General features: G+C 58.2%; 28 protein-coding genes. 17 read left to right on the top strand and 11 right to left on the bottom strand.

The genetic code is table 11. The annotated features are described in order from the left end of the window. Positions 1-124: 124 nt before the first annotated feature. The gene (locus AC1RME_RS20560; protein ID WP_493091674.1) at positions 125-895 is read right to left on the bottom strand and encodes an alpha/beta hydrolase; all 771 of its coding nucleotides are present in this window, start codon (positions 893-895) and stop codon (positions 125-127) included. A 112-nt stretch (positions 896-1007) separates the two neighbouring features. Between AC1RME_RS20560 and AC1RME_RS20565 the strand changes: the two genes are divergently transcribed. From AC1RME_RS20565 to AC1RME_RS20575, 3 genes are all read left to right on the top strand, one after another. After that, positions 1008-1952 carry an aldo/keto reductase gene (locus tag AC1RME_RS20565; RefSeq protein WP_493091675.1) on the top strand — a complete coding sequence of 315 codons (945 nt, stop codon included), beginning with the start codon at positions 1008-1010 and terminating at the stop codon, positions 1950-1952. 167 nt (positions 1953-2119) lie between these two features. After that, a complete protein-coding gene (locus AC1RME_RS20570; protein WP_096822865.1) occupies positions 2120-2326 on the top strand; it encodes a hypothetical protein in 207 nt (68 codons plus the stop codon). Positions 2327-2420: 94 nt separating this feature from the next. Next, a complete protein-coding gene (locus AC1RME_RS20575; RefSeq protein ID WP_273540989.1) occupies positions 2421-3482 on the top strand; it encodes a hypothetical protein in 1062 nt (353 codons plus the stop codon). 94 nt (positions 3483-3576) lie between these two features. Here AC1RME_RS20575 and AC1RME_RS20580 read toward each other — a convergent pair whose 3' ends face one another. Further along, positions 3577-3849 carry a hypothetical protein gene (locus AC1RME_RS20580; RefSeq protein WP_096822863.1) on the bottom strand — a complete coding sequence of 91 codons (273 nt, stop codon included), beginning with the start codon at positions 3847-3849 and terminating at the stop codon, positions 3577-3579. Positions 3850-4079: 230 nt separating this feature from the next. Here AC1RME_RS20580 and AC1RME_RS20585 point away from each other — a divergent pair, with 230 nt between their 5' ends. Both AC1RME_RS20585 and AC1RME_RS20590 read left to right on the top strand, forming a co-directional pair. Then, positions 4080-5144: a hypothetical protein gene (locus tag AC1RME_RS20585; RefSeq protein ID WP_096822862.1), complete on the top strand. Its 1065-nt coding sequence runs from the start codon at positions 4080-4082 to the stop codon at positions 5142-5144. Positions 5145-5162: 18 nt separating this feature from the next. Further along, positions 5163-5516: a DUF1428 domain-containing protein gene (locus tag AC1RME_RS20590; protein WP_493091676.1), complete on the top strand. Its 354-nt coding sequence runs from the start codon at positions 5163-5165 to the stop codon at positions 5514-5516. Positions 5517-5531: 15 nt separating this feature from the next. On the opposite strand, the gene AC1RME_RS20595 is transcribed toward AC1RME_RS20590, so the two are convergent. Continuing rightward, positions 5532-5726, bottom strand: coding sequence for a hypothetical protein (locus AC1RME_RS20595; protein ID WP_096822860.1), 195 nt, complete (start codon positions 5724-5726; stop codon positions 5532-5534). Positions 5727-5833: 107 nt separating this feature from the next. Between AC1RME_RS20595 and thpR the strand changes: the two genes are divergently transcribed. Beyond that, positions 5834-6373: an RNA 2',3'-cyclic phosphodiesterase gene (gene thpR / locus AC1RME_RS20600; RefSeq protein WP_493091677.1), complete on the top strand. Its 540-nt coding sequence runs from the start codon at positions 5834-5836 to the stop codon at positions 6371-6373. A gap of 121 nt (positions 6374-6494) precedes the next feature. Here thpR and AC1RME_RS20605 read toward each other — a convergent pair whose 3' ends face one another. The 5 genes from AC1RME_RS20605 to AC1RME_RS20625 form a co-directional block, all read right to left on the bottom strand. After that, on the bottom strand, positions 6495-7592 hold the full coding sequence (locus AC1RME_RS20605; protein ID WP_096822858.1) for a polyamine ABC transporter substrate-binding protein: 1098 nt from the start codon (positions 7590-7592) through the stop codon (positions 6495-6497). A gap of 69 nt (positions 7593-7661) precedes the next feature. Continuing rightward, entirely contained in the window at positions 7662-8546 is an 885-nt protein-coding gene (locus AC1RME_RS20610) for an ABC transporter permease subunit (protein WP_011333555.1), read from the bottom strand. After that, positions 8543-9424: an ABC transporter permease subunit gene (locus AC1RME_RS20615; RefSeq protein WP_176504909.1), complete on the bottom strand. Its 882-nt coding sequence runs from the start codon at positions 9422-9424 to the stop codon at positions 8543-8545. Before AC1RME_RS20615 ends, AC1RME_RS20610 begins: the two co-directional genes overlap by 4 nt. Before the next feature lie 29 nt (positions 9425-9453). Then, positions 9454-10596 (bottom strand): polyamine ABC transporter ATP-binding protein, encoded by a 1143-nt coding sequence (potA, locus tag AC1RME_RS20620; RefSeq protein WP_096822856.1) that lies wholly within the window; start codon positions 10594-10596, stop codon positions 9454-9456. 219 nt (positions 10597-10815) lie between these two features. Continuing rightward, on the bottom strand, positions 10816-11577 hold the full coding sequence (locus AC1RME_RS20625; protein WP_007957108.1) for a gamma-glutamyl-gamma-aminobutyrate hydrolase family protein: 762 nt from the start codon (positions 11575-11577) through the stop codon (positions 10816-10818). Positions 11578-11859: 282 nt separating this feature from the next. On the opposite strand from AC1RME_RS20625, the gene AC1RME_RS20630 reads away from it, so the two are divergent. The 6 genes from AC1RME_RS20630 to AC1RME_RS20655 all read left to right on the top strand — a co-directional run bounded on the left by AC1RME_RS20630 (position 11860) and on the right by AC1RME_RS20655 (position 18264). Continuing rightward, the gene (locus AC1RME_RS20630) at positions 11860-13236 is read left to right on the top strand and encodes a glutamine synthetase family protein (protein WP_493091678.1); all 1377 of its coding nucleotides are present in this window, start codon (positions 11860-11862) and stop codon (positions 13234-13236) included. Positions 13237-13314: 78 nt separating this feature from the next. Then, positions 13315-14805, top strand: a complete 1491-nt coding sequence (locus AC1RME_RS20635) for an aldehyde dehydrogenase (protein WP_493091679.1) — start codon at positions 13315-13317, stop codon at positions 14803-14805. 52 nt (positions 14806-14857) lie between these two features. Continuing rightward, positions 14858-16141, top strand: coding sequence for an NAD(P)/FAD-dependent oxidoreductase (locus AC1RME_RS20640; protein WP_096822853.1), 1284 nt, complete (start codon positions 14858-14860; stop codon positions 16139-16141). 205 nt (positions 16142-16346) lie between these two features. Continuing rightward, entirely contained in the window at positions 16347-16895 is a 549-nt protein-coding gene (locus AC1RME_RS20645; RefSeq protein WP_011333561.1) for a cupin domain-containing protein, read from the top strand. 159 nt (positions 16896-17054) lie between these two features. Next, positions 17055-17573, top strand: a complete 519-nt coding sequence (locus AC1RME_RS20650) for a DarT ssDNA thymidine ADP-ribosyltransferase family protein (protein WP_493091680.1) — start codon at positions 17055-17057, stop codon at positions 17571-17573. Continuing rightward, positions 17566-18264: a DarT1-associated NADAR antitoxin family protein gene (locus AC1RME_RS20655; RefSeq protein WP_493091681.1), complete on the top strand. Its 699-nt coding sequence runs from the start codon at positions 17566-17568 to the stop codon at positions 18262-18264. Before AC1RME_RS20650 ends, AC1RME_RS20655 begins: the two co-directional genes overlap by 8 nt. A 67-nt stretch (positions 18265-18331) precedes the next feature. On the opposite strand, the gene AC1RME_RS20660 is transcribed toward AC1RME_RS20655, so the two are convergent. Beyond that, entirely contained in the window at positions 18332-18694 is a 363-nt protein-coding gene (locus AC1RME_RS20660) for a hypothetical protein (RefSeq protein ID WP_493091682.1), read from the bottom strand. Between the two features lie 254 nt (positions 18695-18948). Then, positions 18949-19230, bottom strand: a complete 282-nt coding sequence (locus tag AC1RME_RS20665; protein WP_273538556.1) for a fructose-bisphosphate aldolase — start codon at positions 19228-19230, stop codon at positions 18949-18951. 588 nt (positions 19231-19818) lie between these two features. Between AC1RME_RS20665 and AC1RME_RS20670 the strand changes: the two genes are divergently transcribed. Beyond that, a complete protein-coding gene (locus AC1RME_RS20670) occupies positions 19819-20244 on the top strand; it encodes a hypothetical protein (RefSeq protein WP_102621935.1) in 426 nt (141 codons plus the stop codon). 80 nt (positions 20245-20324) lie between these two features. Next, positions 20325-20756, top strand: coding sequence for a hypothetical protein (locus AC1RME_RS20675; protein ID WP_096820485.1), 432 nt, complete (start codon positions 20325-20327; stop codon positions 20754-20756). Positions 20757-20771: 15 nt separating this feature from the next. Here the strand turns inward: AC1RME_RS20675 and AC1RME_RS20680 are convergent, their stop codons facing one another. Then, entirely contained in the window at positions 20772-21245 is a 474-nt protein-coding gene (locus tag AC1RME_RS20680; protein ID WP_493066105.1) for a hypothetical protein, read from the bottom strand. A 203-nt stretch (positions 21246-21448) separates the two neighbouring features. Here AC1RME_RS20680 and AC1RME_RS20685 point away from each other — a divergent pair, with 203 nt between their 5' ends. Genes AC1RME_RS20685 through AC1RME_RS20695 form a run of 3 tightly spaced genes read left to right on the top strand, consistent with a single transcriptional unit; the run spans position 21449 to position 22996 of the window. Next, on the top strand, positions 21449-21838 hold the full coding sequence (locus AC1RME_RS20685; protein WP_493073435.1) for a hypothetical protein: 390 nt from the start codon (positions 21449-21451) through the stop codon (positions 21836-21838). 15 nt (positions 21839-21853) lie between these two features. After that, on the top strand, positions 21854-22276 hold the full coding sequence (locus AC1RME_RS20690; RefSeq protein ID WP_493073434.1) for an HD domain-containing protein: 423 nt from the start codon (positions 21854-21856) through the stop codon (positions 22274-22276). A 42-nt stretch (positions 22277-22318) separates the two neighbouring features. Continuing rightward, positions 22319-22996, top strand: a complete 678-nt coding sequence (locus tag AC1RME_RS20695) for a DUF5710 domain-containing protein (RefSeq protein WP_096820489.1) — start codon at positions 22319-22321, stop codon at positions 22994-22996. Positions 22997-23061 lie beyond the last annotated feature (65 nt).

The following is a 23061-nucleotide window of genomic DNA, read 5'->3' on the forward strand; positions in this document are numbered from 1 at the left end:
AAAAAAGATAGCGCTGATAGGGAGTTAGCCGCGAAAGCGGCGCGAGTAGGACTGGCCTTTTTGCACTTGGTTCAGGAGGCGCCTCAGGCTTTCGCTGGTCGCCGACGAAGTGCGCAGGTGTCACTCACCGGTTCAACACATCCTTCATCCATTGCAGGTATTGCGGCCGTTCAGATATCGAGTTGTGCGCCGAGTCCTTCACCACTTTGAGCATCGCCACCCCGTCGGGGAAACTGTGCAGCAGGCGTTCGGTGCTGGCCCGTGAAACCACCTCGTCATCGCTGGCCGCCAGCAGCAGCGTCGGCACGCTGATGTGCGCCGCATATTTGCCGGACTCGTAACGATCCTTGAGCAACCACTTCACCGGCACCCACGGGTAATGCTGGACGGCGAGTTCAACGAGGCTGTTGTAAGGCGTGACCAGAATCAGCTGGGCCACCGGCCGCTGGCTGGCCAGCCGCACCGCGACACCGGAGCCGAGGCTGCGTCCAACCAGTGCAATCTGTGGATGCCGGGCATACACCTGATCGAACAGCGCCAGCGCATCTTCGGCGATCGCCGCTTCGGACGGGGAGCCGCCGCTGCCGCCAAACCCCCGATAGTGCAGCAGATACACCGCGTAGTCGGGAAACGCCTCGGCAAACGCCGGCAGATTGCGCGACACGTCCTCGGCATTGCCGCCGAAATAGATCAGCGCTTTCGCCCCGGAATGCTCACGAACACTGACGCGAATATCGGCGTCGGGCATCGCCAGCGTCATTCGCGATTCCGCCGTATCCATGGAGCCGGGCTGCGGGAAATAGATCAGCGAGCGCTGAAAAACGAACAGCGCCGCGCACAGGATCAGGTACACGGCAACGATCAAGGCGACGAGCGACATCAGGGTTCTGGACATTCGGCTAACTTTAACGGGGCGTGAAGGTGCTCAGTCGCAGTGTAGTTGAGCCTTCCCGAGTGACCGCCGCCGAACACAAGGCGCAACAGATCCATCAAGCAGAGACGCGAGCATGAGCCACACTGAGGGTTGTTCCCGCCGCCGCCTGCTCACGCTGGCTGCCGGGGTTTCGGCGGTTTTCACGTTTGACCGGGCGTTGGCCGCTGCCACGTCGCCGAGCGCCTCAGGAGGCCAGACCATGCAGACCCGCGCCATTCCTTCCAGCTCCGAGCGGCTGCCCCTGGTCGGGCTGGGTACGTATCGCGGTTTCGATGTCGCGCCCGGCGATCCGGCCTACCGGCCCTTGGCGGCAGTGCTCGACGAGTTGTTCAGAAAGGGTGGCACGCTGATCGACAGCTCACCGATGTATGGCCGCGCCGAAGAAACCACCGGCGAGCTGTTGTCGATCCACGTACCCCGTTCACCGGCCTTTCTGGCGACCAAGGTGTGGACGCGCGGGCGCGAGGAGGGCATCGCGCAGATGGAAAATTCCTTCCGTCTGCTGCGCACCGAGCGCATCGACCTGATGCAGATCCACAACCTGCTGGACTGGCAGACGCATCTGCCGACCCTGCGTGAATGGAAAGAGCAGGGCCGCATCCGTTACATCGGCATCACCCATTACACGCCCTCGGCGTACGAGGAAGTGGAAGCGGTACTGAAGGCCGAACAGCTCGACTTCCTGCAGATCAACTACGCCCTTGATGACCGGGGCGTGGAGAAACGCATCCTGCCGTTGTGCCGCGAGCGTGGAGTGGCGGTGATCTGCAATCGCCCGTTTGGCGGCGGCGAGCTGCTGGCACGGCTAAAGGGCAAACCGCTGCCGGGCTGGGTGTCGGATGTGCAGGTCAACAGCTGGCCGCAACTGGCGCTGAAGTTTTTGCTGTCGAACACGGCGGTCACCTGTGTGATTCCCGGCACCGGCAATCCGCGCTACATGGCCGACAACGCCGGCGCCGGGTTCGGGCCGATGTTGACCGATGCGCAGCGCCAGCAGTTGATTGCGCTGGTGGGTTAGCAGCGCTCGCGTCAGTCTTGCAGGTGGGGCGATGAACGGTCGCTGTCGCCCTGTGAATCATCGTTCGTTTCCCCGGTCGTATCTGCGGCTGCGCGCACCTCGCCATTTCGGTGTGGGCTGCGTTGACCGTTTCCGTCGTCAAGACCTTGGTTTTAGGGAAATTCTGAATGATGCGTGCAACAACGCTGCTGCTGACTGTTTCCGCTGCCGTATTGCTGGGCGGCTGTGTGGCGGACTTTGATGATGACTACCGACATGGCCGCCATTACGATCGTGATCATGGCCGTTACTACGATCATGATCGGCGTTGGGACGACCGCGATTACGATCGCCGCGACGGGCGTCGCTACCACCGTGACCGGGATGATGATTGATCAACGCTGGACAGGCAGGTTTTGACGGGATGGACGCAGTAGTGGCTATTCAGTAGCATCGCGGCTTTTCCCGGCCTTTCCCTCAAGGATGAACATGCCAGTCACTTCGCTCCTTCGCCGTTCTTCGGCGCTTTTCGGCTTGATGGTGTCCCTCTCGGGGCTTGGTGGTTGCGCACTGACGGGGACCTATCAGGACGCCACCGGGCCAGACGCTGCCAAGATGCGTTTCGTGGCCAACACTGACAATGCCACCGTCAATTACTTCGACGCCGAGCATTGCGACGGCCTGACCACTGGCATCCTGAACAATTTATTTGTCAGAGACAGTCCGCGGCGGGTGGGCATGACCGTGGCGCCTCCGGAAAAGGCCCGTGGTTATCTTGAAGTGAAGTTGCCGCCCGAAAAGGAAGTGTTCCTGCAGGTCAATACCCAGGTGGGCTATGGCGTGTGTGGCGCGGTATTCGGTTTCAGACCCGAGCGCGCAATGGAGTATGAACTCACCTTCGAACTCAAGGGCAACCAATGCTTGACCTTGATGCAGCGCCTGCAACGGGTTGATGGCAAGGATGTACGTACGCCCGTCACCATCAGGCGCGATGGATTTGCCGCTTGTGAGGGCCGCAGCCCGATCTTTCCGAAACCACCCGCGCTGCTGCCCGATACGCCGGAACGCACGGCGATGATGGATCGCATCATTGCCGGCAGTACGTTCGTCCGGATGACCTCCGACACGACCAGGGACAAGGTCGCAGGCAACTCGCCGGAAAAAATCGACTCACTGATCAGCGAGCGCAAGGCCAAGCTGGGCTTCAATCTGCCGGACGAATACTGGACGTTGTATCGCCAGAATCTTGAGGCGTTCGATCAGGATTTCGCCGCCAAGAAGACGCAGGTGATGCAACGCTCGACCGACGAATACCGCAAACGCCTGAGTAGCGCGGACGACAAGCAATTGAAGGCGTGGACAGGAACCGGCGAAGCCGCCAACCCCATGAACTCGGCGCCGGCGGAGCTGGAAAAAACCATGGTCATGTTCTATTTCCAGACCGACAGAGCGGTGACGGTCGAAACCATCAATCGCCACCTCGACCGTATGGCGAAAATGGAGCAGCAGTACGACGTCTGCTCGCGCTACGCCGATTGCTGGAAGCGTTGATAGTCCGTCTGCGCTGACAAAAAAAGCCCACTGAGCCTAATCGGCCAGTGGGCTTTTTCATGGCCGTTCCTCAAGGGAACAGCAGGTACAGCGATTAAAAATGAGCGTTCGCCCGGACGCTGGATCGCGCAGGCACGGAGGCCTCGATGTCCAGCAAATGGGTGGCGAGTATGTCGCTCAGAAAGCGGAACTGATCGTTGAGGCCCACCACTTCATTGCTGAAATGATTACTCGCGGCGGGCATCAGCAGATCTTCGAAATCTTCGTTGAACACCAGCGGCTGTGTCTTCAGCGACACCACGTGCTGGTCGTAATAGTTGTTGCCGAAGACCGGGAAACTCACGGCGAGGGTGACGGTATGACTCATGATGTGAACTCCTCGTGGTGTTTGTCTCGGATGGGTAAATCCTGCGCCAGACGCGTTTGATGCGGAAGGCAATCGTCGTAATGGTGAACATCGACGTCAGTGATGGTTGGGAAGAATGTTGAAATCGCCCGCCAGAATTGCAGCCCCCTACAACCGGACAAACGGCTAAAACCCGCACCTATACTCAAACCATTACCTCCAGATCTGATCCACAAAAGGACACCGCCACCGTGAACCTGCGTGCGCTGATCGTCGCCGCACTGATGTTGCTGGCCGGCTGCGCGACGACGGCGCGGGGCCCGGCGAGCGCGCCGCCGGTGGTGGTTTCACCGGCCACCTGGCAGCAGATCGACCGGGACATCGTTACGGCTTCCCGACAGTCCACCGAGCAGGTCAAGGTTTTCGCTCGCGGTTCAATGGAACATTGGCGCATTCGCGTCTATGAGCAAACTGAAGAAAAATTCATCCCGTGGTTCAGCAGCTACTGGACCCAGGAATGGCTGTCGATGAAGGTCAGTTGGTACACCATCAGCGCCGGCGGTGAGCAGGATGCTTCGTCCAAACGCCTGGCCGCCTATTTGCTGGAGCAGTATCAGGAGCGAGTCCTGGCGCCCGTCGCGGCGGAAATCGACCCGGACGCGATCCTCGGCCAGTCCACCGCGTTCTACGCGCAATTGATGGCGCAGCAGATGCCGGTCATCGCCCAGCGCTACGGCGTGCCCATTGCCCAGCTCAACGGGCACTTGCAGAAAATCCCCGCCATTGCCCTCGGCCCGCCGCCGGCCCGGGATGCCTCGCTGTATCAGATCGTCAGCACTGAACCGCTGAACACCTTGCCGGCCTACGCGGCGTTGATTGACAAGATCCACATCGAAGGGGGGGCCAAGGGCATCGCCTCGACCGACGCGGGCATGGCCCCGGTGGCCAAGCGCGCCAGCCAGCGCATGGAAGCGGAAATGGCCCCGCGTGGCGCCGCCAGCGCGGTGGCGGCGGCGGCCGGCAAACTCGTCGGCGGGCTGATTTCGGCTGGTGTGGCAGGCATCCGCGCAATCCTCCAGGCCAGTGATCGTCCCGACAGCGAAGCGCTGATCCGCAGCAGTCTGGGCAACACCTTCGACAAGGCCTGGCTGAAGCTGGTGCAGAACCCGACCACCGGCGTGATGGCCGGTACGCTGCACATGGCGGCGCAGGTCGAAGGCAATCTGGGCGGGGGCGATGAACCGTCGGTCGGCTTGGGCGCCACTCCTGTCGAATGGCGGCCGCCTGAGTCGACTACTCAGCAGATCGACCCCTAAACCCGCAGGAGAACGACCATGGCTTACATCGATGTTTTTGTCGCACCCGTGCCGAACGCCAATCGCGAACAGTACAAAAAACACTGCGAAATCGCCGAGAAACTGTTCAAGGAGTACGGCGCCATGGAGGTGGTGCAAGGCTGGGGCGATGATGTGCCGGACGGCAAGGTCACCTCATTCCCGATGGCGGTGAAACTCAAGGACGGCGAAACCGTGTCGGCCGGTTGGCTGGTCTGGCCAGACAAAGCCACCCGCGACGCCGGCATGGGAAAAATGATGGAAGACCCGCGCATGCAACCGGACGTCAATCCGATGCCGTTCGATGGGCAGCGGATGATCTTCGGTGGCTTCAAGAACATTCTTGAGTCTTGAGGCATATCTGCCGGATCACTCCGCCGACGGGGTGATCCGGCAGCCTTTGCGGTTGCGAATCTGCTCGTCCGTCGGCCGCTCGCGAACAAACTCGAAACGCGGCTCACCCTCGCTGTAATGCACCAGCCAACCCCATTCCAGCTCGTTTTCATCCTGCCCCGGGTTCGGTGGCCGAGCCCACCAGGGTTCTTTACTGAGGATCTCGCGCATGACGCCCTCCGGTTGATGGCAATCGTTGAACTATAAACCCCACGCCAAGAGTCGCCAGGAATGGCCGTGTAGAATCGACGGATCAACATCGACAAGGGAGCGGGGCCATGACGGATGACAAGCACGGCGAACAACCGTTCAAGCGGCTGTTCTTCGCCCTCGACTGCCCGCCGGCGCAGCGCAAGGCGATTGCCCAATGGCGCAGCGAACTGGGGCTTAGGACCGGTAAACCGGTGCCGGCAGACAATTTCCACCTGACGCTGCTGTTTCTCGGCGCGGTGCCGTTGGCGCAGATAGGAGAAGTCTGTGAGGCGGCGTCCAAAGTGAGTACGCCGGGCGAGGCGCTGAGGATTTCGCTGGATCGCTTGCAGGTCTGGCGCCGCGCCGGGGTGTTGTCGCTGGCGCCGGAGCAGGCACCGCAGGGATTGCTGCGACTGGTGTATGCACTGGAGCAGGCGATGTTGCCGTTTGGCTTTGAAGAGACGACGCGTGAGTATCGTCCGCACCTGACACTGGCCCGCGACTATCGCGCGCCGGAACCGGAATCCGCCACGCCGCCGGAGTTCTTCCTGCGGGCCGAGCGCTTTGCATTGTTCGAATCCCACAAGGGCCGTTACCGCGCACTGGCCGATTGGCCGCTGATCTGAGCCCACAAAAAAAGGCGCCCGAGGGCGCCTGAATTCACCTGAACCGAGGAAGCCAGGTGAGGCCGTTCAGAGCAGGGGGCAGCGGTGGTAAGGCGCTGCGTGAACGGAAAACGATGTGTGTTTATTTGCCGAGCTTCACCCGGGTCCAGCCCCGGGTCATGATCCGTTGCGTGGAAATCGGTTGATCCGGCACCGCATACAGCGTGGCCATCACTTCCTGCGACGGGTACGAGCCCGGGTCGTTGCGGATCGCTTCGTCCACCAGCGGTGTCGCCGCCGAGTTGGCGTTGCTGTAACCGTTGCTGTTGGTGATCTCGGCGATGATGTCCGGACGCATCAGGAAGTCCATGAACAGGTAAGCGTTCTCGACGTTCGCCGCGTCGCGCGGGATGGCGACCATGTCGTAGAAGCTGCCGGCACCTTCCTTGGGAATGCTGTAGTCGATCACCACGTTGTTGCCCGATTCCACCGCGCGAGCCTTGGCCTGCAACACGTCACCGGAGTAACCGACCGCCACGCAGATGTTGCCGTTGGCCAGGTCCGAGATGTATTTCGACGAGTGGAAGTACGCCACGTTCGGGCGAATCTTCATGAACAGCGCCTCGGCTTCCTTGATGTGCGCGGTGTCCTTGTCATTCACCGGATAGCCCAGATAGTGCAGGGCAGCCGGGATCATTTCGGTCGGTGAATCGAGGAAGCTGATGCCGCAGGCTTTCAGCTTCTCGGCGTTCTCCGGTTTGAACAGCAGGTCCCAGGAGTTGGTCGGCGCGTTCTTGCCGAGCACTTCCTTGACCTTGGCCGGGTTGAAACCGATGCCGATCGAGCCCCACATGTACGGGAACGCGTGGGCGTTGTCCGGATCACTGGCGGAGGCGTTTTTCAGCAGCACCGGGTTGAGGTTTTTCCAGTTTGGCAGCTTCGATTTGTCCAGGGTCTGATAGACCCCGGCCTTGATCTGCTTGGCCAGGAAACTGTTGGACGGCACCACGATGTCGTAGCCGGATTTACCCGCGAGCAGACGCGCCTCGAGGGTTTCATTGCTGTCGAACACGTCGTAGGTCACGCGGATGCCGGTCTCGTCCTCGAACTTCTTGACGGTGTCCGGGGCGATGTAATCCGACCAGTTGTAAACGCGCAGCACCTTGTCGTTGGCCTGGGCGCCTGTGGCGATTGCGCCCAATAAGGACAGTGTCAGCAGAGTCCTGCCAAACATTTTCATCGGTGAAACTCCATTCTTTTTATTCAAAAGCTTTTAAGCAAAAGCGCAAAGCCGTAAAACGCGACGGCCCTAGGCCGTCGCTGCCACTCGTTGAGGTTGCGGTTGCTGCCACGATTCGTTGGCGGTCTGATCCATGGCTTCCTGAATCGCACGCTTGCGGTTGGCTTCTGCCTTGCGGCCGAAGTACCAGACCAGGAAGGTCACCAGCGACACCGCCAGCAGGATCAGGCTGGCCACGGCGTTGATCTCGGGCTTAACGCCCAGACGCACGGCCGAGAACACTTCCATTGGCAGGGTGGTGGAACCAGGCCCGGAGACGAAGCTCGCCAACACCAGGTCATCCAGCGACAGGGCGAACGACATCATGCCGCCCGCCGCCAGCGACGGCGCGATCATCGGGATGGTGATCAGGAAAAACACCTTGAACGGTTTCGCACCCAGATCCATCGCCGCCTCTTCGATCGACAGGTCCAGCTCGCGCAAGCGGGCGGAGACTACCACCGCCACATAAGCGGCACAAAACGTGGTGTGGGCGATCCAGATCGTGACGATGCCACGCTCCTGCGGCCAGCCGATCAGTTGCGCCATCGCCACGAACAGCAGCAACAGCGACAGACCGGTGATCACTTCAGGCATTACTAGCGGCGCGGTGACCAGACCACCGAACAGCGTGCGACCCTTGAAGCGCGTCACGCGGGTCAGCACGAACGCGGCGAGGGTGCCCAGCGCCACGGCGGCAATCGCGGTGTAGCAGGCGATTTCCAGCGAGCGCACCACTGAGCCCATCAGTTGGGTGTTATCGAGCAGGCCGACATACCACTTCACCGACCAGCCACCCCAGACCGTCACCAGTTTCGAGGCGTTGAACGAGTAGATCACCAGAATCAGCATCGGCAGATAGATGAACATCAGGCCGAAGATCAGCATGAACTTTGAAAATCCGAAGCGTTTCATCCCCGTGCCTCCATCTCTTTGGCCTGGCTGCGGTTGAACAGCAGAATCGGCACAATCAGGATCAACAGCATCACCACCGCCAGGGCGGACGCCACCGGCCAGTCGCGGTTATTGAAGAACTCTTGCCACAGCACGCGACCGATCATCAGGGTCTCCGGGCCACCGAGCAGTTCCGGGATCACGAACTCGCCCACCACCGGAATGAACACCAGCATGCAGCCGGCGATGATGCCGTTCTTGGCCAGCGGCACGGTGATTTTCCAGAAGTTGTTGAAGTTGCTCGAGCCCAGATCCTGCGCGGCTTCCAGCAAGCTGCCGTCGTGCTTCACCAGGTTGGCGTAGAGCGGCAGCACCATGAACGGCAGGTACGCGTAAACCACACCGATATACACGGCCGTGTTGGTGTTGAGGATCTCGATCGGGTGATCGGTGAGCCCGGTCCACATCAGGAACGCGTTGAGCAGACCGTTGTTGCTGAGGATGCCCATCCACGCGTAAACGCGGATCAGGATCGCGGTCCAGGTCGGCATCATGATCAACAGCAGCAGGACGTTTTGCGCTTCCTTGCTGGCCTTGGTGATCGCGTAGGCCATCGGGAAACCGATCACCAGGCACATCAGCGTGCTCAGTGCCGCGACCTTCAGCGAACCGAGGTAGGCCGACAGGTACAGCTCGTCTTCGCCGAGCATGGTGTAGTTGCCGATGTTCAGGAACAGCTGGAATTTCTGCTCGGCGTAGGTGTAGATCTCGGTGTACGGCGGGATCGACAGCGCGGCTTCCGAGAAACTGATCTTCATCACCAGGAAGAACGGCAGCATGAAGAACAGGAACAGCCAGATGAACGGGATGCCGATCACCAGTTTTCGCCCGCTGGGCACCAGGCGCAGGAATTGCTGATTGAAGGTTCTCATGAGCGCAGTACCACGCCGCTGTCGTCTTCCCACCAGACGTAGACCTTGTCGTCCCAGGTCGGACGCGCGCCACGGCGTTCGGCGTTGGCCATGAACGACTGGACGATCTTGCCGCTCGGCAACTCGACGTAGAACACCGAGTGGCCGCCGAGGTAGGCGATGTCATGCACCTTGCCTTCGGACCAGTTGTAGCGGGTCTCTGGCTTGATCGTGCTGACGAGCATTTTTTCCGGGCGGATCGCGTAGGTGATCGACTTGTCCTGCACCGAGGTGCTGACGCCATGACCGACGTAGATCTTTTGCTGCAAGTCCGGGCTGTGAATGATCGCGTGACCTTCAAGGTCCTCGACCACGGTGCCGTCAAAGGCGTTCACGTTGCCGATGAATTCGCAGACCATGCGGCTGACTGGCGCTTCATAAATGTCGACCGGGCTGCCGATCTGGGCGATCCAGCCCAGGTGCATGATCGCGATGCGCTCGGCCATGGTCATGGCCTCTTCCTGGTCGTGGGTCACCATCACGCAAGTCACGCCGACGCGTTCGATGATCTCAACCAGCTCAAGCTGCATTTGCGAGCGCAGTTTTTTATCCAGTGCGCCCATCGGTTCGTCGAGCAGCAACAGCTTCGGACGCTTGGCCAGGGAGCGGGCGAGGGCCACGCGCTGACGCTGGCCGCCGGACAGCTGATGCGGGCGGCGCTTGGCGTATTGGGTCATGTGTACAAGACGCAGCATTTCTTCGACGCGGGCGTCGATTTCGCTGGTCGGCAAACGGTCCTGCTTGAGGCCGAAGGCAATGTTCTGCGCGACAGTCATGTGCGGGAACAGGGCGTAGGACTGGAACATCATGTTGATCGGCCGCTCGTACGGCGGCATGTCGGTGATGTCTACACCGTCGAGCAGAATGCGTCCTTCAGTCGGCCGTTCGAAACCGGCGAGCATGCGCAGCAGGGTCGATTTGCCCGAGCCGGAGCCGCCGAGCAGGGCGAAGATTTCGCCCTGATGGATCTCCAGGGACACGTCGTCCACAGCGGTGGTTTCGTCGAACTTCTTGGTGACTCGATCGACTTTCACCAGAACCTTTTTCGGTTGCTGATGACCTTCAAGAGCCTTCCTGTAAGTGCTGGAGGCGTTTGCCATGTGAAACTCCCAACAGGTTTCAGTCGCCGGGCCAACGCGGCCTGGCTTAAGAGTGGATTGCAGACCCGCACCGTGCGGGTTGTTCGGCGCCGCCGTCCTGGCTGCCGGGTGGTGCTTTTTGTTTTCGCGGTGTGTTGCTGATCGCGGATGACGGATGCGCAGGTGCGCAGCCGCCGACCCCGCGGGGGCAGTAAACGGTTTTGCAATCGTTGGGTGGCGTCAGCGCTGGTTGCGTCGCGCCGCACGCTGGCGGCAAGCCTCGCCGAATGCCTGGAAAATCCGCAGGTAGTTCGGGTTGTCCAGCACCTGCCATTCCGGGTGCCATTGCACGCCGAGGGCAAAGGTCGGGCTGTGCTCCACCGAGACCGCCTCGATCAGGCCATCCGGCGCCACGGCTTCGGCGCGCAGGCCGGGAGCGAGGCGGTCGATGCCCTGACTGTGAATCGAGTTGACCTGGAATTCACCCGGCAGCTCCAGCGCTTCGAACACGCCACCGGCCAGCACCGTCACGGCGTGGGCCGGGGCGTATTGCACGGCGACATCCGGGCTGTCGGCTTCGCGGTGATCGAGCATGCCCGGCAACTCATGCACCTTCTGGTGCAGGCTGCCGCCGAACGCCACGTTCATTTCCTGGAAACCCCGGCAGATGCCGAGTACCGGAACGCCCGCCGCGATGGCTGCACGTAATAAAGGAAGGGTGGTGGCATCCCGCGCCGGATCGTGATCCGTGCCGGGAGCGCTGTCCGGGCCCTGATAGTGGAAAGGTTCCACGTTGGACGGCGAGCCGGTCAGCAACAGACCGTCGAGCTGACCCAGCAGGTCTTCGATTTCAGTCAGTTTGCCAAGGGATGGAATGACGACGGGCAACCCCAGCGCCGCAACGCTGACAGCGCGAACGTATTTGTCGCCGCTGATGTGGTAGGGGTGCAGGCCAATCTGTTTGACGCACGCAGTAACGCCGATCAATGGCTTGAATGCCATTTTTATTCACCTCGAAGTTTGACACTTGAACGAGCTTTTCCGGAGCTTAGCCTCGTTGATTTTAATTAACAACTCCCATGTAAAAAATTCTAAACGCCGTTCATCAAATCTTCATCAAGACCGGGGCTCTGGCACCTGCGTTGGCACGAGAGTGTTAAAAAAAGCCCGAAAAATAAACGCTGAGCGGCCATGTGTTCGCTATTGACTTCACTTTGCCGTTCGGGTTGACTGGCTCGGCGAAACAGCAGTGAACATAATAATTAACAGCTAAATAGGTGCATCATGTCGGTCCCTCTGCGTGCCGTTCAACTCAACGAAGCAAACGCATTCCTTAAGAAACATCCTGAGGTTTTGTACGTCGACCTTCTGATTGCAGACATGAACGGTGTGGTGCGCGGCAAGCGCATCGAGCGCACCAGTCTTCATAAGGTTTACGAGAAAGGCATCAACTTGCCGGCCTCGCTTTTCGCCCTCGACATCAATGGCTCCACGGTGGAAAGCACTGGCTTGGGCCTGGACATCGGCGACTCCGACCGTATCTGCTACCCGATCCCGGGCACCCTGAGCATCGAGCCTTGGCAGAAGCGCCCGACCGCACAACTGCTGATGACCATGCACGAACTGGAAGGCGAGCCGTTCTTCGCCGACCCGCGTGAAGTGTTGGCCAACGTGGTGCGCAAGTTCGACGAAATGGGCCTGACCATCTGCGCCGCGTTCGAACTCGAGTTCTATCTGATTGACCAGGACAACGTGAACGGCCGTCCGCAATCGCCGCGTTCGCCAGTCTCCGGCAAGCGTCCGGTATCGACTCAGGTTTATCTGATCGACGATCTCGACGAATACGTCGACTGCCTGCAAGACATCCTCGAAGGCGCGAAAGAGCAGGGCATTCCTGCCGACGCCATCGTCAAGGAAAGCGCCCCGGCGCAGTTCGAAGTCAACCTGCACCATGTTTCCGATCCTGTTAAAGCGTGCGACTACGCCGTCCTGCTCAAGCGTCTGGTGAAGAACATCGCCTACGACCACGAGATGGACACCACCTTCATGGCCAAGCCGTATCCGGGCCAGGCGGGCAACGGTCTGCACGTGCACATTTCGATTCTGGACAAAGAAGGCAACAACATCTTCGCCAGCGAGGATCCCGAGCAGAACGCCGCGCTGCGCCACGCGATCGGCGGTGTGCTGGAGACCCTGCCTGCGCAAATGGCGTTCCTGTGCCCGAACGTCAACTCCTATCGTCGCTTCGGCGCGCAGTTCTACGTACCGAACTCGCCGAGCTGGGGCATCGACAACCGCACCGTGGCCGTCCGCGTGCCGACCGGTTCGGCAGACGCCGTGCGCATCGAGCACCGTGTGGCCGGTGCCGACGCCAACCCGTACCTGCTGATGGCTTCCGTTCTGGCCGGTATTCACCACGGCCTGACCAACCAGATCGAGCCGGGCGCCCCGGTTGAAGGCAACAGCTACGAGCAGAACGAACAGAGCCTGCCGAACAACCTGCGCGACGCCCTGCGTGAGCTGGACGACAGCGAAGTCATGGCCCGCTACATCGACCCGATGTACATCGACGTGTTCGTCGCGTGCAAGGAAAGCGAGCTGGCCGAGTTCGAGAACTCGATCTCTGACCTTGAGTACAACTGGTATCTGCATACCGTCTGACGCTCGAGCGTTCACCCCGCAAGCACCGCCGATTCCGTGGGAACGGCGGTCACCTCTTTCTCTGTGTGAGTCACCCCCATGACCATGACCCGCAACGACTGGGAACAACGCTTCCAGTCCCTGACCCTCGAATCCCGCGCCTTCATCAACGGCGAATACCGCCCGGCCATCAGCGGCGACACCTTCGAATGCCTGAGCCCCGTCGACGGCCGTTTCCTGGCCTCCGTCGCCAGCACCGATGAAGCCGACGCCAACCTGGCCGTCGAAGCCGCACGCCAATCCTTCAACTCCGGCGTGTGGGCCAACAAGCCCCCGGCCGAGCGCAAGCGCATCCTGATCCGCTTCGCCGATCTGATCCTGCAACACCAGGAAGAACTGGCGCTGCTCGAAACCCTCGACATGGGCAAACCGATCAGCGACTCGATGAGCATCGACATTCCGGCGACCGCCAACGCGATCCGCTGGAGCGCCGAAGCGATCGACAAGATCTACGACGAAGTCGCCGCCACCCCGCACGATCAACTGGGTCTGGTGACTCGCGAGCCGTCCGGCGTGGTCGCGGCCATCGTGCCGTGGAACTTCCCGCTGATCATGGCCAGCTGGAAATTCGCCCCGGCGCTGGCGGCGGGTAACTCGTTCATCCTCAAGCCTTCGGAAAAGTCGCCGCTGACCGCGATCCGCATTGCGCAGCTCGCACTGGACGCCGGTATTCCGAAAGGCGTGTTCAACGTCCTGCCAGGCTTCGGCCACACCGTCGGCAAGGCGCTGGCGCTGCACATGGACGTCGATGTGCTGGCCTTCACAGGCTCCACCGCGATTGCCAAGCAACTGATGATTTATGCCGGCCAAAGCAACATGAAACGCGTCTGGCTCGAAGCAGGGGGCAAGAGCCCGAACGTGGTGTTTGCCGACGCACCGGACTTGCGCGCGGCAGCACAAGCAGCGGCCGGCGCCATTGCGTTCAACCAGGGCGAAGTCTGCACCGCCGGCTCGCGCCTGCTGGTGGAGCGTTCGATCCGCGAGCAATTCATCCCGCTGCTGGTGGAAGCGCTGCAAGCGTGGAAACCGGGCCACGCCCTGGATCCTGCGACCACCGTCGGCGCCGTGGTCGATCAGCGTCAACTGGACAACGTGCTGCGTTACATCAGCATCGGTCGGGAGCAGGGCGGCGAGCTGATCGCCGGCGGCCATCGCACCCTCGAAGAAACCGGCGGCAGCTACGTCGAGCCGACGATTTTCGACGGCGTGACCAACGCCATGACCATCGCCCGCGAAGAAATCTTTGGCCCGGTGCTGTCGCTGATCACCTTCGACACCGTTGAAGAAGCGCTGCACATCGCCAACGACAGCATCTTCGGCCTCGCCGCCGGGGTCTGGACCAGCAACCTGAGCAAGGCCCACACCTTCGCCCGTGGCCTGCGCGCCGGCAGCGTGTGGGTCAACCAGTACGACGGCGGCGACATGACTGCGCCGTTCGGTGGCTTCAAACAGTCGGGCAACGGTCGCGACAAATCGCTGCACGCGTTCGACAAGTACACCGAGCTGAAAGCGACCTGGATCAAGCTCTGACTCTTTTACAGCGGTGGTCGCCTGCAACCGGCGACCCTCGGAGAATAAAAAAATGAAACAACAACACGTGAACAGCTACTACGCCGCCACCCGCAACGAAGTGATCGATTTCCCGATCCTCGAAGAATCGGTGGAGTGCGATGTCTGCATCATCGGCGCCGGCTACACCGGCCTGTCTTCGGCACTGTTCCTGAGCGAAGCCGGCTACAAGGTGACGGTACTGGAAGCGGCGAAAGTCGGCTACGGCGCCAGCGGTCGCAACGGTGGCCAACTGGTCAACTCCTACAGCCGCGACGTCGACGTGATCGAAGAGCGCTACGGCGACAAGACTGCCGAAATTCTCGGCAGCATGATCTTCGAAGGCGCCGACATCATCCGTTCGCGCATCAAGGAATACGACATCAAGTGCGACTACCGCCCGGGCGGTATTTTTGCAGCGATGAACAACAAGCAACTCAAGGGACTCGCTGAACAAAAACGTAGCTGGGAACGTTACGGCAATAAAAACCTGAAGATGCTCGACGCCGCGGACATCCGCCGAGAGGTCGGCTCCGACGCTTACGTCGGCGGCCTGCTGGACATGCAGGGCGGTCACATCCATCCACTGAACCTGGCCCTCGGTGAAGCTGCGGCCATCGTGCGTCTGGGCGGCAAGATCTACGAGCAATCCGCTGCCGTGGAAATCAAATACGGCGAGCCTAACGTCGTGCGCACCGCCAAAGGTCAGGTCCGCGCCAAGTACCTGCTGATCGCCGGCAACGCCTACCTGCCGCAAGGCCTCGACAACCGCGTGACGGCCAAGAGCATGCCGTGCGGCTCGCAGATCTGCGTCACCGAACCGTTGACCGAGAAACAGGCCCGCAGCCTGATCACCAACAACTACTGCGTCGAAGACTGCAACTACCTGCTCGACTACTACCGCCTCACCGCCGACAACCGTCTGCTCTACGGCGGTGGCGTGGTCTACGGCGCCCGTGAACCGGACGACATCGAAACCCTGATCCGCCCGAAGATCCTCAAGACCTTCCCGCAGCTCAAGGACGTGAAAATCGACTACCGCTGGACCGGCAACTTCCTGCTGACCATGTCGCGCATGCCGCAATTCGGCCGCATCGAGAAAAACGCCTACTACATGCAGGGCTACAGTGGCCACGGCGTCACCTGCTCGCACCTGGCCGGCAAGCTGATCTCGGAAATGATCCGCGGCGACGCCGAACGCTTCGACGCCTTCGCCTCGCTGCCACACATGCCGATGATCGGCGGCCGCACCTTCTCCGCGCCGCTGACTGCCCTCGGCGCCGTGTACTACTCGCTGCGCGACCGTTTCGGCATCTGATTTACCTCGCCGGCGGCGGCCCCCAAAAGGGCGCTGCCGGCTTTTTCATGTGCCGTCCATCGAACCTGCTGAGCAACACCGACAAACGTGATTTAATAGCCGCCTTTCACGGTTCCGGGACACGGGAGCAACGTGATCCGCGCGACCTGCGCGGCACCCGCCACCCACCCCCATTACCCTTAAGTCGTTCTCACATAAGGCTGTCATGGATACGGGTTCTCGACTCAAACTAGTACGCGAAAGCTACAAACTCTCCCAGCGCGAGCTGGCCCGGCGTAGCGGCGTGACCAATGCCACCATCTCCCTGATCGAACAGAATCGTGTCAGTCCTTCCGTCAGCTCACTGAAAAAGCTGCTCGAAGGCATCCCGATGTCCCTGGCCGACTTCTTCACCTTCGACCAGCCCCCCCGCGAACACCAATACGTCTTCCGCGCCAACGAACAACCCGACCTAGGCCGCCACGGCCTGCGCCTGCTGCTGATCGGCGCCTCGGTCCCCAGCCGCCAGATGCGCTTGCTGCGCGAGCAGTACGCACCGGGTGCGAGTTCCGGGGAAGAGCCGATTGTTCACGCGGAAGGCGAGGAGTGTGGGTTGGTGACCCGTGGCACCGTGGAGTTGACGGTGGACGGGCAGGTGAGCGTGTTGAGTGCGGGGGATGGGTACTATTTTCCGACGACGCTGCCGCACAAGTTCCGGAATATCGGGGCGGATGAGGCTGAGATTATTAGTGCGAATACGCCGGCGAATTTTTGAGTGTCACCGATTAAAGAGCCGAGGGAGAGTTGCACTCTAAGTATTTATGTACTTTGAGATGTTCGTTTTACAAGGTGCAGCCCTGATAGACTTGACGTGAAGGCGATGTGCTACTACTTTGAGGGAGGAACGGTCACTATCAACTCTGGAGTGGTAACTATGCAGGCAGCATTAAAAAAACTCGGTGTTAAATTCTTGTGGCATTTTACCGATGAAAAAAATTACAAATCTATCTCTGAAAATGGTTTGCTTTCATGGAAAGAAATCAAGCGTCGTGAAATAGAAGCTTCTGCACCTGGTGGGAATAAGTGGAGTCATGACGCAGACGAGATGGCGGGTGTTGATGACTACGTCCATCTCGCCTTTTCGCAACAACACCCAATGTTACATGTCGCACAGAAAGAAGGTCGGATCACGAAGCCGATATGGCTAAAAATTGATTTGGACGTGTTGAACTTTGCAGGTGTCAAATTCACAAATGCAGTTTCAAATAAATCTGGTGTTCCATTGTTGGATAATGAACAGGCCAAAGATCAAGTGGACTTGACAGGCTTGTTTACTTTTTTAGATTTTAGAGCAGATGGAAATCAGGAGCGGAAGCGAGCTGCTGAAAAGAGCGAGATATTAGTCCCTAAGATGATATCCCCAAAAAATATCCTAGGTTTTGTTGATGGCTAATCGTCCAATATTTATTGCGACCTCTATGCCCGGACGCTTTGTTCAAGAAGTGTCCTTGGCTTTTGCGTGGAATCCGGGTTTTTCAGTTACTCAGAAGAAAAAAAATATTGTCGCGCTTCATGAGGCAGCAAGGGAAAAAGGGTTAACTCCAATTTTGGAAGTTTCCACAAAATCTGAAGAGTTGCTAGGGCAACGATTAAGTGCCTTTAGTTTAAGGTTGGATACACCTGTTGGTGAAATAACCATAGAATCTGCGTTTCAAGGAAGTAAGGTTTTTGAGGGAGGAGGGCCTTATAGGGATTTATATACGCTAGATAGCAGGGCAGCTAAAACAGATGATAGGTTGAGGAGTTCGGGGCGTTTAATAGGGTTCGATTTTTTTGGGCAAAGATGGCCCCTCGAGCCAAAGACATCCTTTTATGATTGGTTGTATTTGACGGCGCTTAGGCCTCATAAAGAGTTTCTGAAAAGGCTTTATCACTACAAAGGTTTTTCTGATATTGAGTTTAATCCAGAGCGCTCTATAAATTGCCAGGCAAGGACTTGTGCGCTGTTGGTATCTTTGCTCAAACTAGGCTTGCTTGATAATGCATTGTTGTCGCAAGAGGGTTTTATATCGCTTGTGAAGTCGGACTCCTATAGTCAACCTCACTCTAGTTCCCCGGTGCAGCAAACATTTATTGATGATTGACAGAAAGGTGACCAGAAAAGGTGACAGATTTTTTATAGATCTGTCATCTTTAAGTTTCTTACTTTAATTACCATGTAAGGCTTTTGTTCTTGGCTTCAAAATTTTTCTTATACATCATCCATATAGTGCTGTAATTGCACATGTCAATTTTCTCGCAGTAGTCATGAATCACTGTGTTCATTATTTTTCGATCAGTGGCTTTAGTCGCTTCTTTGAAGGAGTCAAGATTTTTCTTTTCCATCATGCGAAGAGTGCTTTCCTGACACATGTCGATTTTTTCGCAGTAGTCCTTCCTCACCGTTGCGGTGATGGAGTCAATGACCTGTTGTTTCTGTGCTTCTGAACCGTCGAAATCCATCGGATTGAGAATTGTCGCGGCGGAGCAAGAAAATGAGCTGAAGAGTGTCAGAATGAAGAGCAATTTTTTCATGGAGATATCCTTTCCTCGTCTACTGTTGCCGTGATTGTCGCTGATAAGGATCGAAGATCCTCAGTACACCGATCAATTGCCGGATGTCAGAGTGCCACTAAGTTTTTGTCAGTGGAAGACGTTCAGACCAAAGTCGCTAGCCGTTGGAGCCTCAGCCGATTTTGTGACTGAGTTTTTACTCCGACCCATCCAAGGGACTAAAAAACCGCGATATCGCGGTTTTTTATGGTTTCAAAGGGGGCAGAGCGCTTGGGTCAGGATTGAATTGCTCGTTGCCCAATTACCCGAAATACATCCCTCACGTCCTGCACCAAGATTCTCGCGATCGTGGTGACGGTGCTGATGTCGTGTTCGGAATGGTCGGGGAGGCTGGTGCAGGCCATGAGATCTAGATATTTGAGGACTGCCTCGAGGCGTTCGGATGCGCAGGCATCTAGGTCACTTAAGGGGGCTTCGGCATTAATCAGCAGGACAGGGTGATCCGAAGCCGGATAGGACATGTGAGCGCAGTAGTAGAGCGGTTTTTTGTTCGCCATGGTGCTAATCCTTTAATGAGAAGAATTGCCACCGTCCTGCTGCGAAACAAAATGGGTGGCAGCTATGCGCGGGTTCGCAGACCGGAGGACTAACACCAAGACCCGGCAGACCCGAAGGTCTCCCACGCACAACCGCCATAAAATTTGCGCAGCCGGGAGTCGGCCGCGCCAGACGGAACAGGGTGTCAATCTTAAGGGCTGCGAAACCCTATCGCCAAATTCGTTCAGCGACAGACCCACTCTAGGTACCGATCCCCACTGTCGCAATCCGCCTGTAGGACGTGAAATCACCACTCGTGGCCAGAGAGTTCACTCCTGTTCGGCGGCGCGACTGGCGTAAATCAAGGGCTACAGCGTGTCAGGGGAAAATGACTTGCCAGGTTTCGACCCGCTTCGCCTCCCCGCAAGAACAAGCTCCCTCACCACGCAGGGTAATTTCCTACGCCGTTTTCAGATCAAAAAAATCATCACGCATTCCCGCCCCGGAACTTTCCCCAAAACCGATGTCAATTTGATGGCGTGTCGCGACGCTCATTCATCGGCTCAAGCAGTGCCAGGCTGTTTCCTGGTCGACCAAGGAAGTGTGTGATGAGACTAGTGCTTGCGATGTTGTTGATGTTCAGCGGATACACGTTTGCCGGGTGCGCCAGCATCAGTGACAGTGATCAGCGGGCCTATTGCGAAGCCAGAGAGAAGGGCAGCAGTTGTTCGTACATCCACGACTCTGATTTGCGTTCGGCCTGTGATGCTGAAGTGAACGGTAGATCCTGCTCGTACATCGCCGACACTGACCAACGTGACTACTGCAACGCCAAGAAGAACGGCAGCAGTTGCTCGTACATCCATAACTCGGATCTGCGCGCGGCGTGCGAGGCGGAGCTGAAGGGCTATTCCTGTTCATACATCAGCGACAGTGACCAGCGCGCCCTGTGCAATGCCAAGCAGAGTGGCAGCAGTTGCTCGTACATCAGCAATTCCGATCTACGCAACGAGTGCGAAGCCATGAAGCGCTGATTTGAGGGTGCTTCGCGAGACTCATTTCAATCGGATTAAACAGAGCCAGTCTGCTGACTGGAATACCAAGGAAGCGTGTGATGAAGAAAATACTGGCGATGTTGTTGATGTTTGCCTTTGCCGGCCATGCCTTTGCTAGCTGCATGAACATCAACGATCCGGATCAGCGCAGATATTGCGAGGCCAAGTCCGGCAGTGGCAGCTGTAACGACATCAACAATACGGACCTGCGCAGGATGTGCGATGCGGAAAAAGGCAGTGGTAGTTGCAACTCGATCAATGACGGGGATCAACGTCGTTACTGCGAGGCCAAAACCCGTGGCGGCAGTTGCAACAGCATCAACGATACGACTCTGCGCAGAATGTGCGATGCAGAAACAGGAGGCGGTAGCTGCAACTCGATCAATGACACGGATCAGCGTCTTTTCTGTGAGGCCAAAACCCGTGGTGGCAGTTGCAACAGTATCGGCAGCCAGGATCTGCGTAATCAGTGCGAAGCGATGAAGCGTTGATTGGGTGTGATTGCGTCAACCAGTGCCAGTCTGTTTACTGGTAAGCCAAGGAAGCGTGTGATGAAGAAAATACTTGCGATGCTGTTGATGTTTGCCTTCGCCGGCCATGCCTTCGCTGGCTGCTCGGGCATCAACGATCAGGATCAGCGCAGATATTGCGAAGCCAAGTCCGGTAGCGGCAATTGCAGCGGGATCGGCAATCAGGATTTGCGCAGGATGTGCGAGGCAGAAACTGGCCATGGCAATTGCAGCGGCATCAACGATCAGGATCAGCGCAGATATTGCGAAGCAAAGTCCGGCAGTGGTAATTGCAGCGGGATTGGCAGTCAGGATCTTCGAAGAATGTGTGAAGCAGAGACAGGAAGCGGCAATTGCAGCGGTATCGATAATCAGGACCAGCGCCGTTTCTGTGAGGCCAAAACCGGAAACGGCAATTGCAGCGGCATTGGTGATCAGGACCTGCGCCGTCAGTGTGAAGCCATGAAACATTGATCGATTGGCTTACCCCAAACGCAAAAAGGGACACCCAACGGTGTCCCTTTTTTGTGGGCGACTGAAACGGAATCCCCGGACTACCCGGTCAAACCTTTCACTTGCCACAACCCGGTTCATCGCCAAAGGTTCCCCCCATCCGCACCACGTCGTAGACTGCGAAACAAGTTGTAACGCCTCTCCCACGGACGGAACCGCGCATGATTCAGATCGGCAGCCGCAACAACGCCCCCACACCGCAGCACAAAACCCAGGACATCTATATCTTCAGCATCGACCTGTCCCGCCCGACAACGCCGTTCTGCTTCGAGCAATCGATCGGCGGCGGGCATGCCAATCAGGGTGGTGCGCGGTGGTTGGCGCTGGATGAGCTGGAGGCGTGGCCGGGCGAGTGGCGGGAGCATTTGAAGAAGGCCAACTGCGCCTGGGTGGCCGACTTGATGGACGCTCATCCGGCGGCGGATCAGGCTGATCTGGTTTCGCTGATCCTCCAGCAATACGCCGAGCCGGCGCAGCCAACCGGCCGTTTGCAGGCGATTGGCCGTTGGCTCAAACGCAACATTCACGTTGGCGGTCGGTACGGCGTCTAACCCGAGGAAACGCCCATGACTCAGACTCTGGAACGCGCCATCGCCATTGCCGCCACGGCCCACGCCGGGCAGGTGGACAAGGGCGGTGCGCCGTACATTTTGCATCCGCTGAAAGTCATGCTGCGCATGAGCAGCCTGGAAGAGCGCATCGTCGCGGTGCTGCACGATGTGGTCGAGGATTGCGGCATCAGCCTGGAAGATTTGCGCAAGGAAGGCTTCAGCGAAGCCGTGCTGTCAGCAATCGAATCGGTGACCAAAGTGCCCGGTGAATCCTACGAGGACTTCATCGAGCGCGTCGCGCAAAACCCGATCGGGCGAGTGGTGAAACTGGCGGATCTGGAAGAGAACAGCGATCTGTCGCGGATTGCCTCGCCGAGCTGGGAGGATCTGGAGCGGATCGAAAAGTATCGGCGGGCGATCGGACGGTTGCGCGCCTGATCGCGTTTTGAATCAAATAATCATGGATGAAGAGAGCGGCAGATGGCACGAATTGATTTGAATGTCCCTTTCGCTGAAAAGGATCAAGCCAAACTTCTTGGTGCACGTTGGGATCCTCGAGTGAAAACCTGGTATGTGCCAGAAGGTACGAGCGCGGAGGCTTTTGCGCGTTGGGTGCCACAGTTGACTGCGTTTGGTTTGGAGCATGAGCCGGAATTTCATGTGCGCTCACCGTATTATTTCATCTTGCAGTCGGCAACAGAATGTTGGAAATGCTACTGCCTGACTCGTGTTTTCTCATTCAGGCTTCCAGAAGAACACGAGCAGTTCGAGTTTGCCGAAGAGGACGAAGAAACCGACTTCTCACTGGAAAGCGGACTTGGCTATTGGGTATGCGATGGATTCCGGGCTGGATTGTCCGATGTGCTCACCTTGTCGCCTTCAGTCATCAAACAGCTTCGTACCTATACCACTCGCTATCAGCCTGATTACAGCCAAAAGGCGGGAATGGTTTATTACATGAATCACTGCGAACACTGTTCTGCCAAACTGGGTGATTTCTACATGCACAGCGAGCCGGGAGGTGCGTTTTTCCCAATGTCTCCAGATGCAGCAAGTGCGATGACCTTGCATTTGGTCAGGGAACGATTCGATGGCAACGGCAGCCTGGGATGGTCCACCGAAGACTTCGTAGATTTCATGCAACTCAAAAGCTGTTGACTGCACGCGTATTGCTCGTTCGGCAGTGACTTGCCTTTCTGGTGTCAGGCACTGCATGAGAAAAC

This window comes from Pseudomonas sp. GW822-FHT03F08 (assembly GCF_058801265.1).

What these genes read in the sequence shown, in the direction of transcription:
- AC1RME_RS20560 (WP_493091674.1), bottom strand. Translation starts at nt 895, where the DNA reads ATGTCCAGAACCCTGATGTCGCTCGTCGCCTTGATCGTTGCCGTGTAC.
- AC1RME_RS20565 (WP_493091675.1), top strand. Translation starts at nt 1,008, where the DNA reads ATGAGCCACACTGAGGGTTGTTCCCGCCGCCGCCTGCTCACGCTGGCT.
- AC1RME_RS20570 (WP_096822865.1), top strand. Translation starts at nt 2,120, where the DNA reads ATGATGCGTGCAACAACGCTGCTGCTGACTGTTTCCGCTGCCGTATTG.
- AC1RME_RS20575 (WP_273540989.1), top strand. Translation starts at nt 2,421, where the DNA reads ATGCCAGTCACTTCGCTCCTTCGCCGTTCTTCGGCGCTTTTCGGCTTG.
- AC1RME_RS20580 (WP_096822863.1), bottom strand. Translation starts at nt 3,849, where the DNA reads ATGAGTCATACCGTCACCCTCGCCGTGAGTTTCCCGGTCTTCGGCAAC.
- AC1RME_RS20590 (WP_493091676.1), top strand. Translation starts at nt 5,163, where the DNA reads ATGGCTTACATCGATGTTTTTGTCGCACCCGTGCCGAACGCCAATCGC.
- AC1RME_RS20595 (WP_096822860.1), bottom strand. Translation starts at nt 5,726, where the DNA reads ATGCGCGAGATCCTCAGTAAAGAACCCTGGTGGGCTCGGCCACCGAAC.
- thpR (WP_493091677.1), top strand. Translation starts at nt 5,834, where the DNA reads ATGACGGATGACAAGCACGGCGAACAACCGTTCAAGCGGCTGTTCTTC.
- AC1RME_RS20605 (WP_096822858.1), bottom strand. Translation starts at nt 7,592, where the DNA reads ATGAAAATGTTTGGCAGGACTCTGCTGACACTGTCCTTATTGGGCGCA.
- AC1RME_RS20610 (WP_011333555.1), bottom strand. Translation starts at nt 8,546, where the DNA reads ATGAAACGCTTCGGATTTTCAAAGTTCATGCTGATCTTCGGCCTGATG.
- potA (WP_096822856.1), bottom strand. Translation starts at nt 10,596, where the DNA reads ATGGCAAACGCCTCCAGCACTTACAGGAAGGCTCTTGAAGGTCATCAG.
- AC1RME_RS20625 (WP_007957108.1), bottom strand. Translation starts at nt 11,577, where the DNA reads ATGGCATTCAAGCCATTGATCGGCGTTACTGCGTGCGTCAAACAGATT.
- AC1RME_RS20630 (WP_493091678.1), top strand. Translation starts at nt 11,860, where the DNA reads ATGTCGGTCCCTCTGCGTGCCGTTCAACTCAACGAAGCAAACGCATTC.
- AC1RME_RS20635 (WP_493091679.1), top strand. Translation starts at nt 13,315, where the DNA reads ATGACCATGACCCGCAACGACTGGGAACAACGCTTCCAGTCCCTGACC.
- AC1RME_RS20640 (WP_096822853.1), top strand. Translation starts at nt 14,858, where the DNA reads ATGAAACAACAACACGTGAACAGCTACTACGCCGCCACCCGCAACGAA.
- AC1RME_RS20645 (WP_011333561.1), top strand. Translation starts at nt 16,347, where the DNA reads ATGGATACGGGTTCTCGACTCAAACTAGTACGCGAAAGCTACAAACTC.
- AC1RME_RS20650 (WP_493091680.1), top strand. Translation starts at nt 17,055, where the DNA reads ATGCAGGCAGCATTAAAAAAACTCGGTGTTAAATTCTTGTGGCATTTT.
- AC1RME_RS20655 (WP_493091681.1), top strand. Translation starts at nt 17,566, where the DNA reads ATGGCTAATCGTCCAATATTTATTGCGACCTCTATGCCCGGACGCTTT.
- AC1RME_RS20660 (WP_493091682.1), bottom strand. Translation starts at nt 18,694, where the DNA reads ATGAAAAAATTGCTCTTCATTCTGACACTCTTCAGCTCATTTTCTTGC.
- AC1RME_RS20665 (WP_273538556.1), bottom strand. Translation starts at nt 19,230, where the DNA reads ATGGCGAACAAAAAACCGCTCTACTACTGCGCTCACATGTCCTATCCG.
- AC1RME_RS20670 (WP_102621935.1), top strand. Translation starts at nt 19,819, where the DNA reads ATGAGACTAGTGCTTGCGATGTTGTTGATGTTCAGCGGATACACGTTT.
- AC1RME_RS20675 (WP_096820485.1), top strand. Translation starts at nt 20,325, where the DNA reads ATGAAGAAAATACTGGCGATGTTGTTGATGTTTGCCTTTGCCGGCCAT.
- AC1RME_RS20680 (WP_493066105.1), bottom strand. Translation starts at nt 21,245, where the DNA reads ATGTTTCATGGCTTCACACTGACGGCGCAGGTCCTGATCACCAATGCC.
- AC1RME_RS20685 (WP_493073435.1), top strand. Translation starts at nt 21,449, where the DNA reads ATGATTCAGATCGGCAGCCGCAACAACGCCCCCACACCGCAGCACAAA.
- AC1RME_RS20690 (WP_493073434.1), top strand. Translation starts at nt 21,854, where the DNA reads ATGACTCAGACTCTGGAACGCGCCATCGCCATTGCCGCCACGGCCCAC.
- AC1RME_RS20695 (WP_096820489.1), top strand. Translation starts at nt 22,319, where the DNA reads ATGGCACGAATTGATTTGAATGTCCCTTTCGCTGAAAAGGATCAAGCC.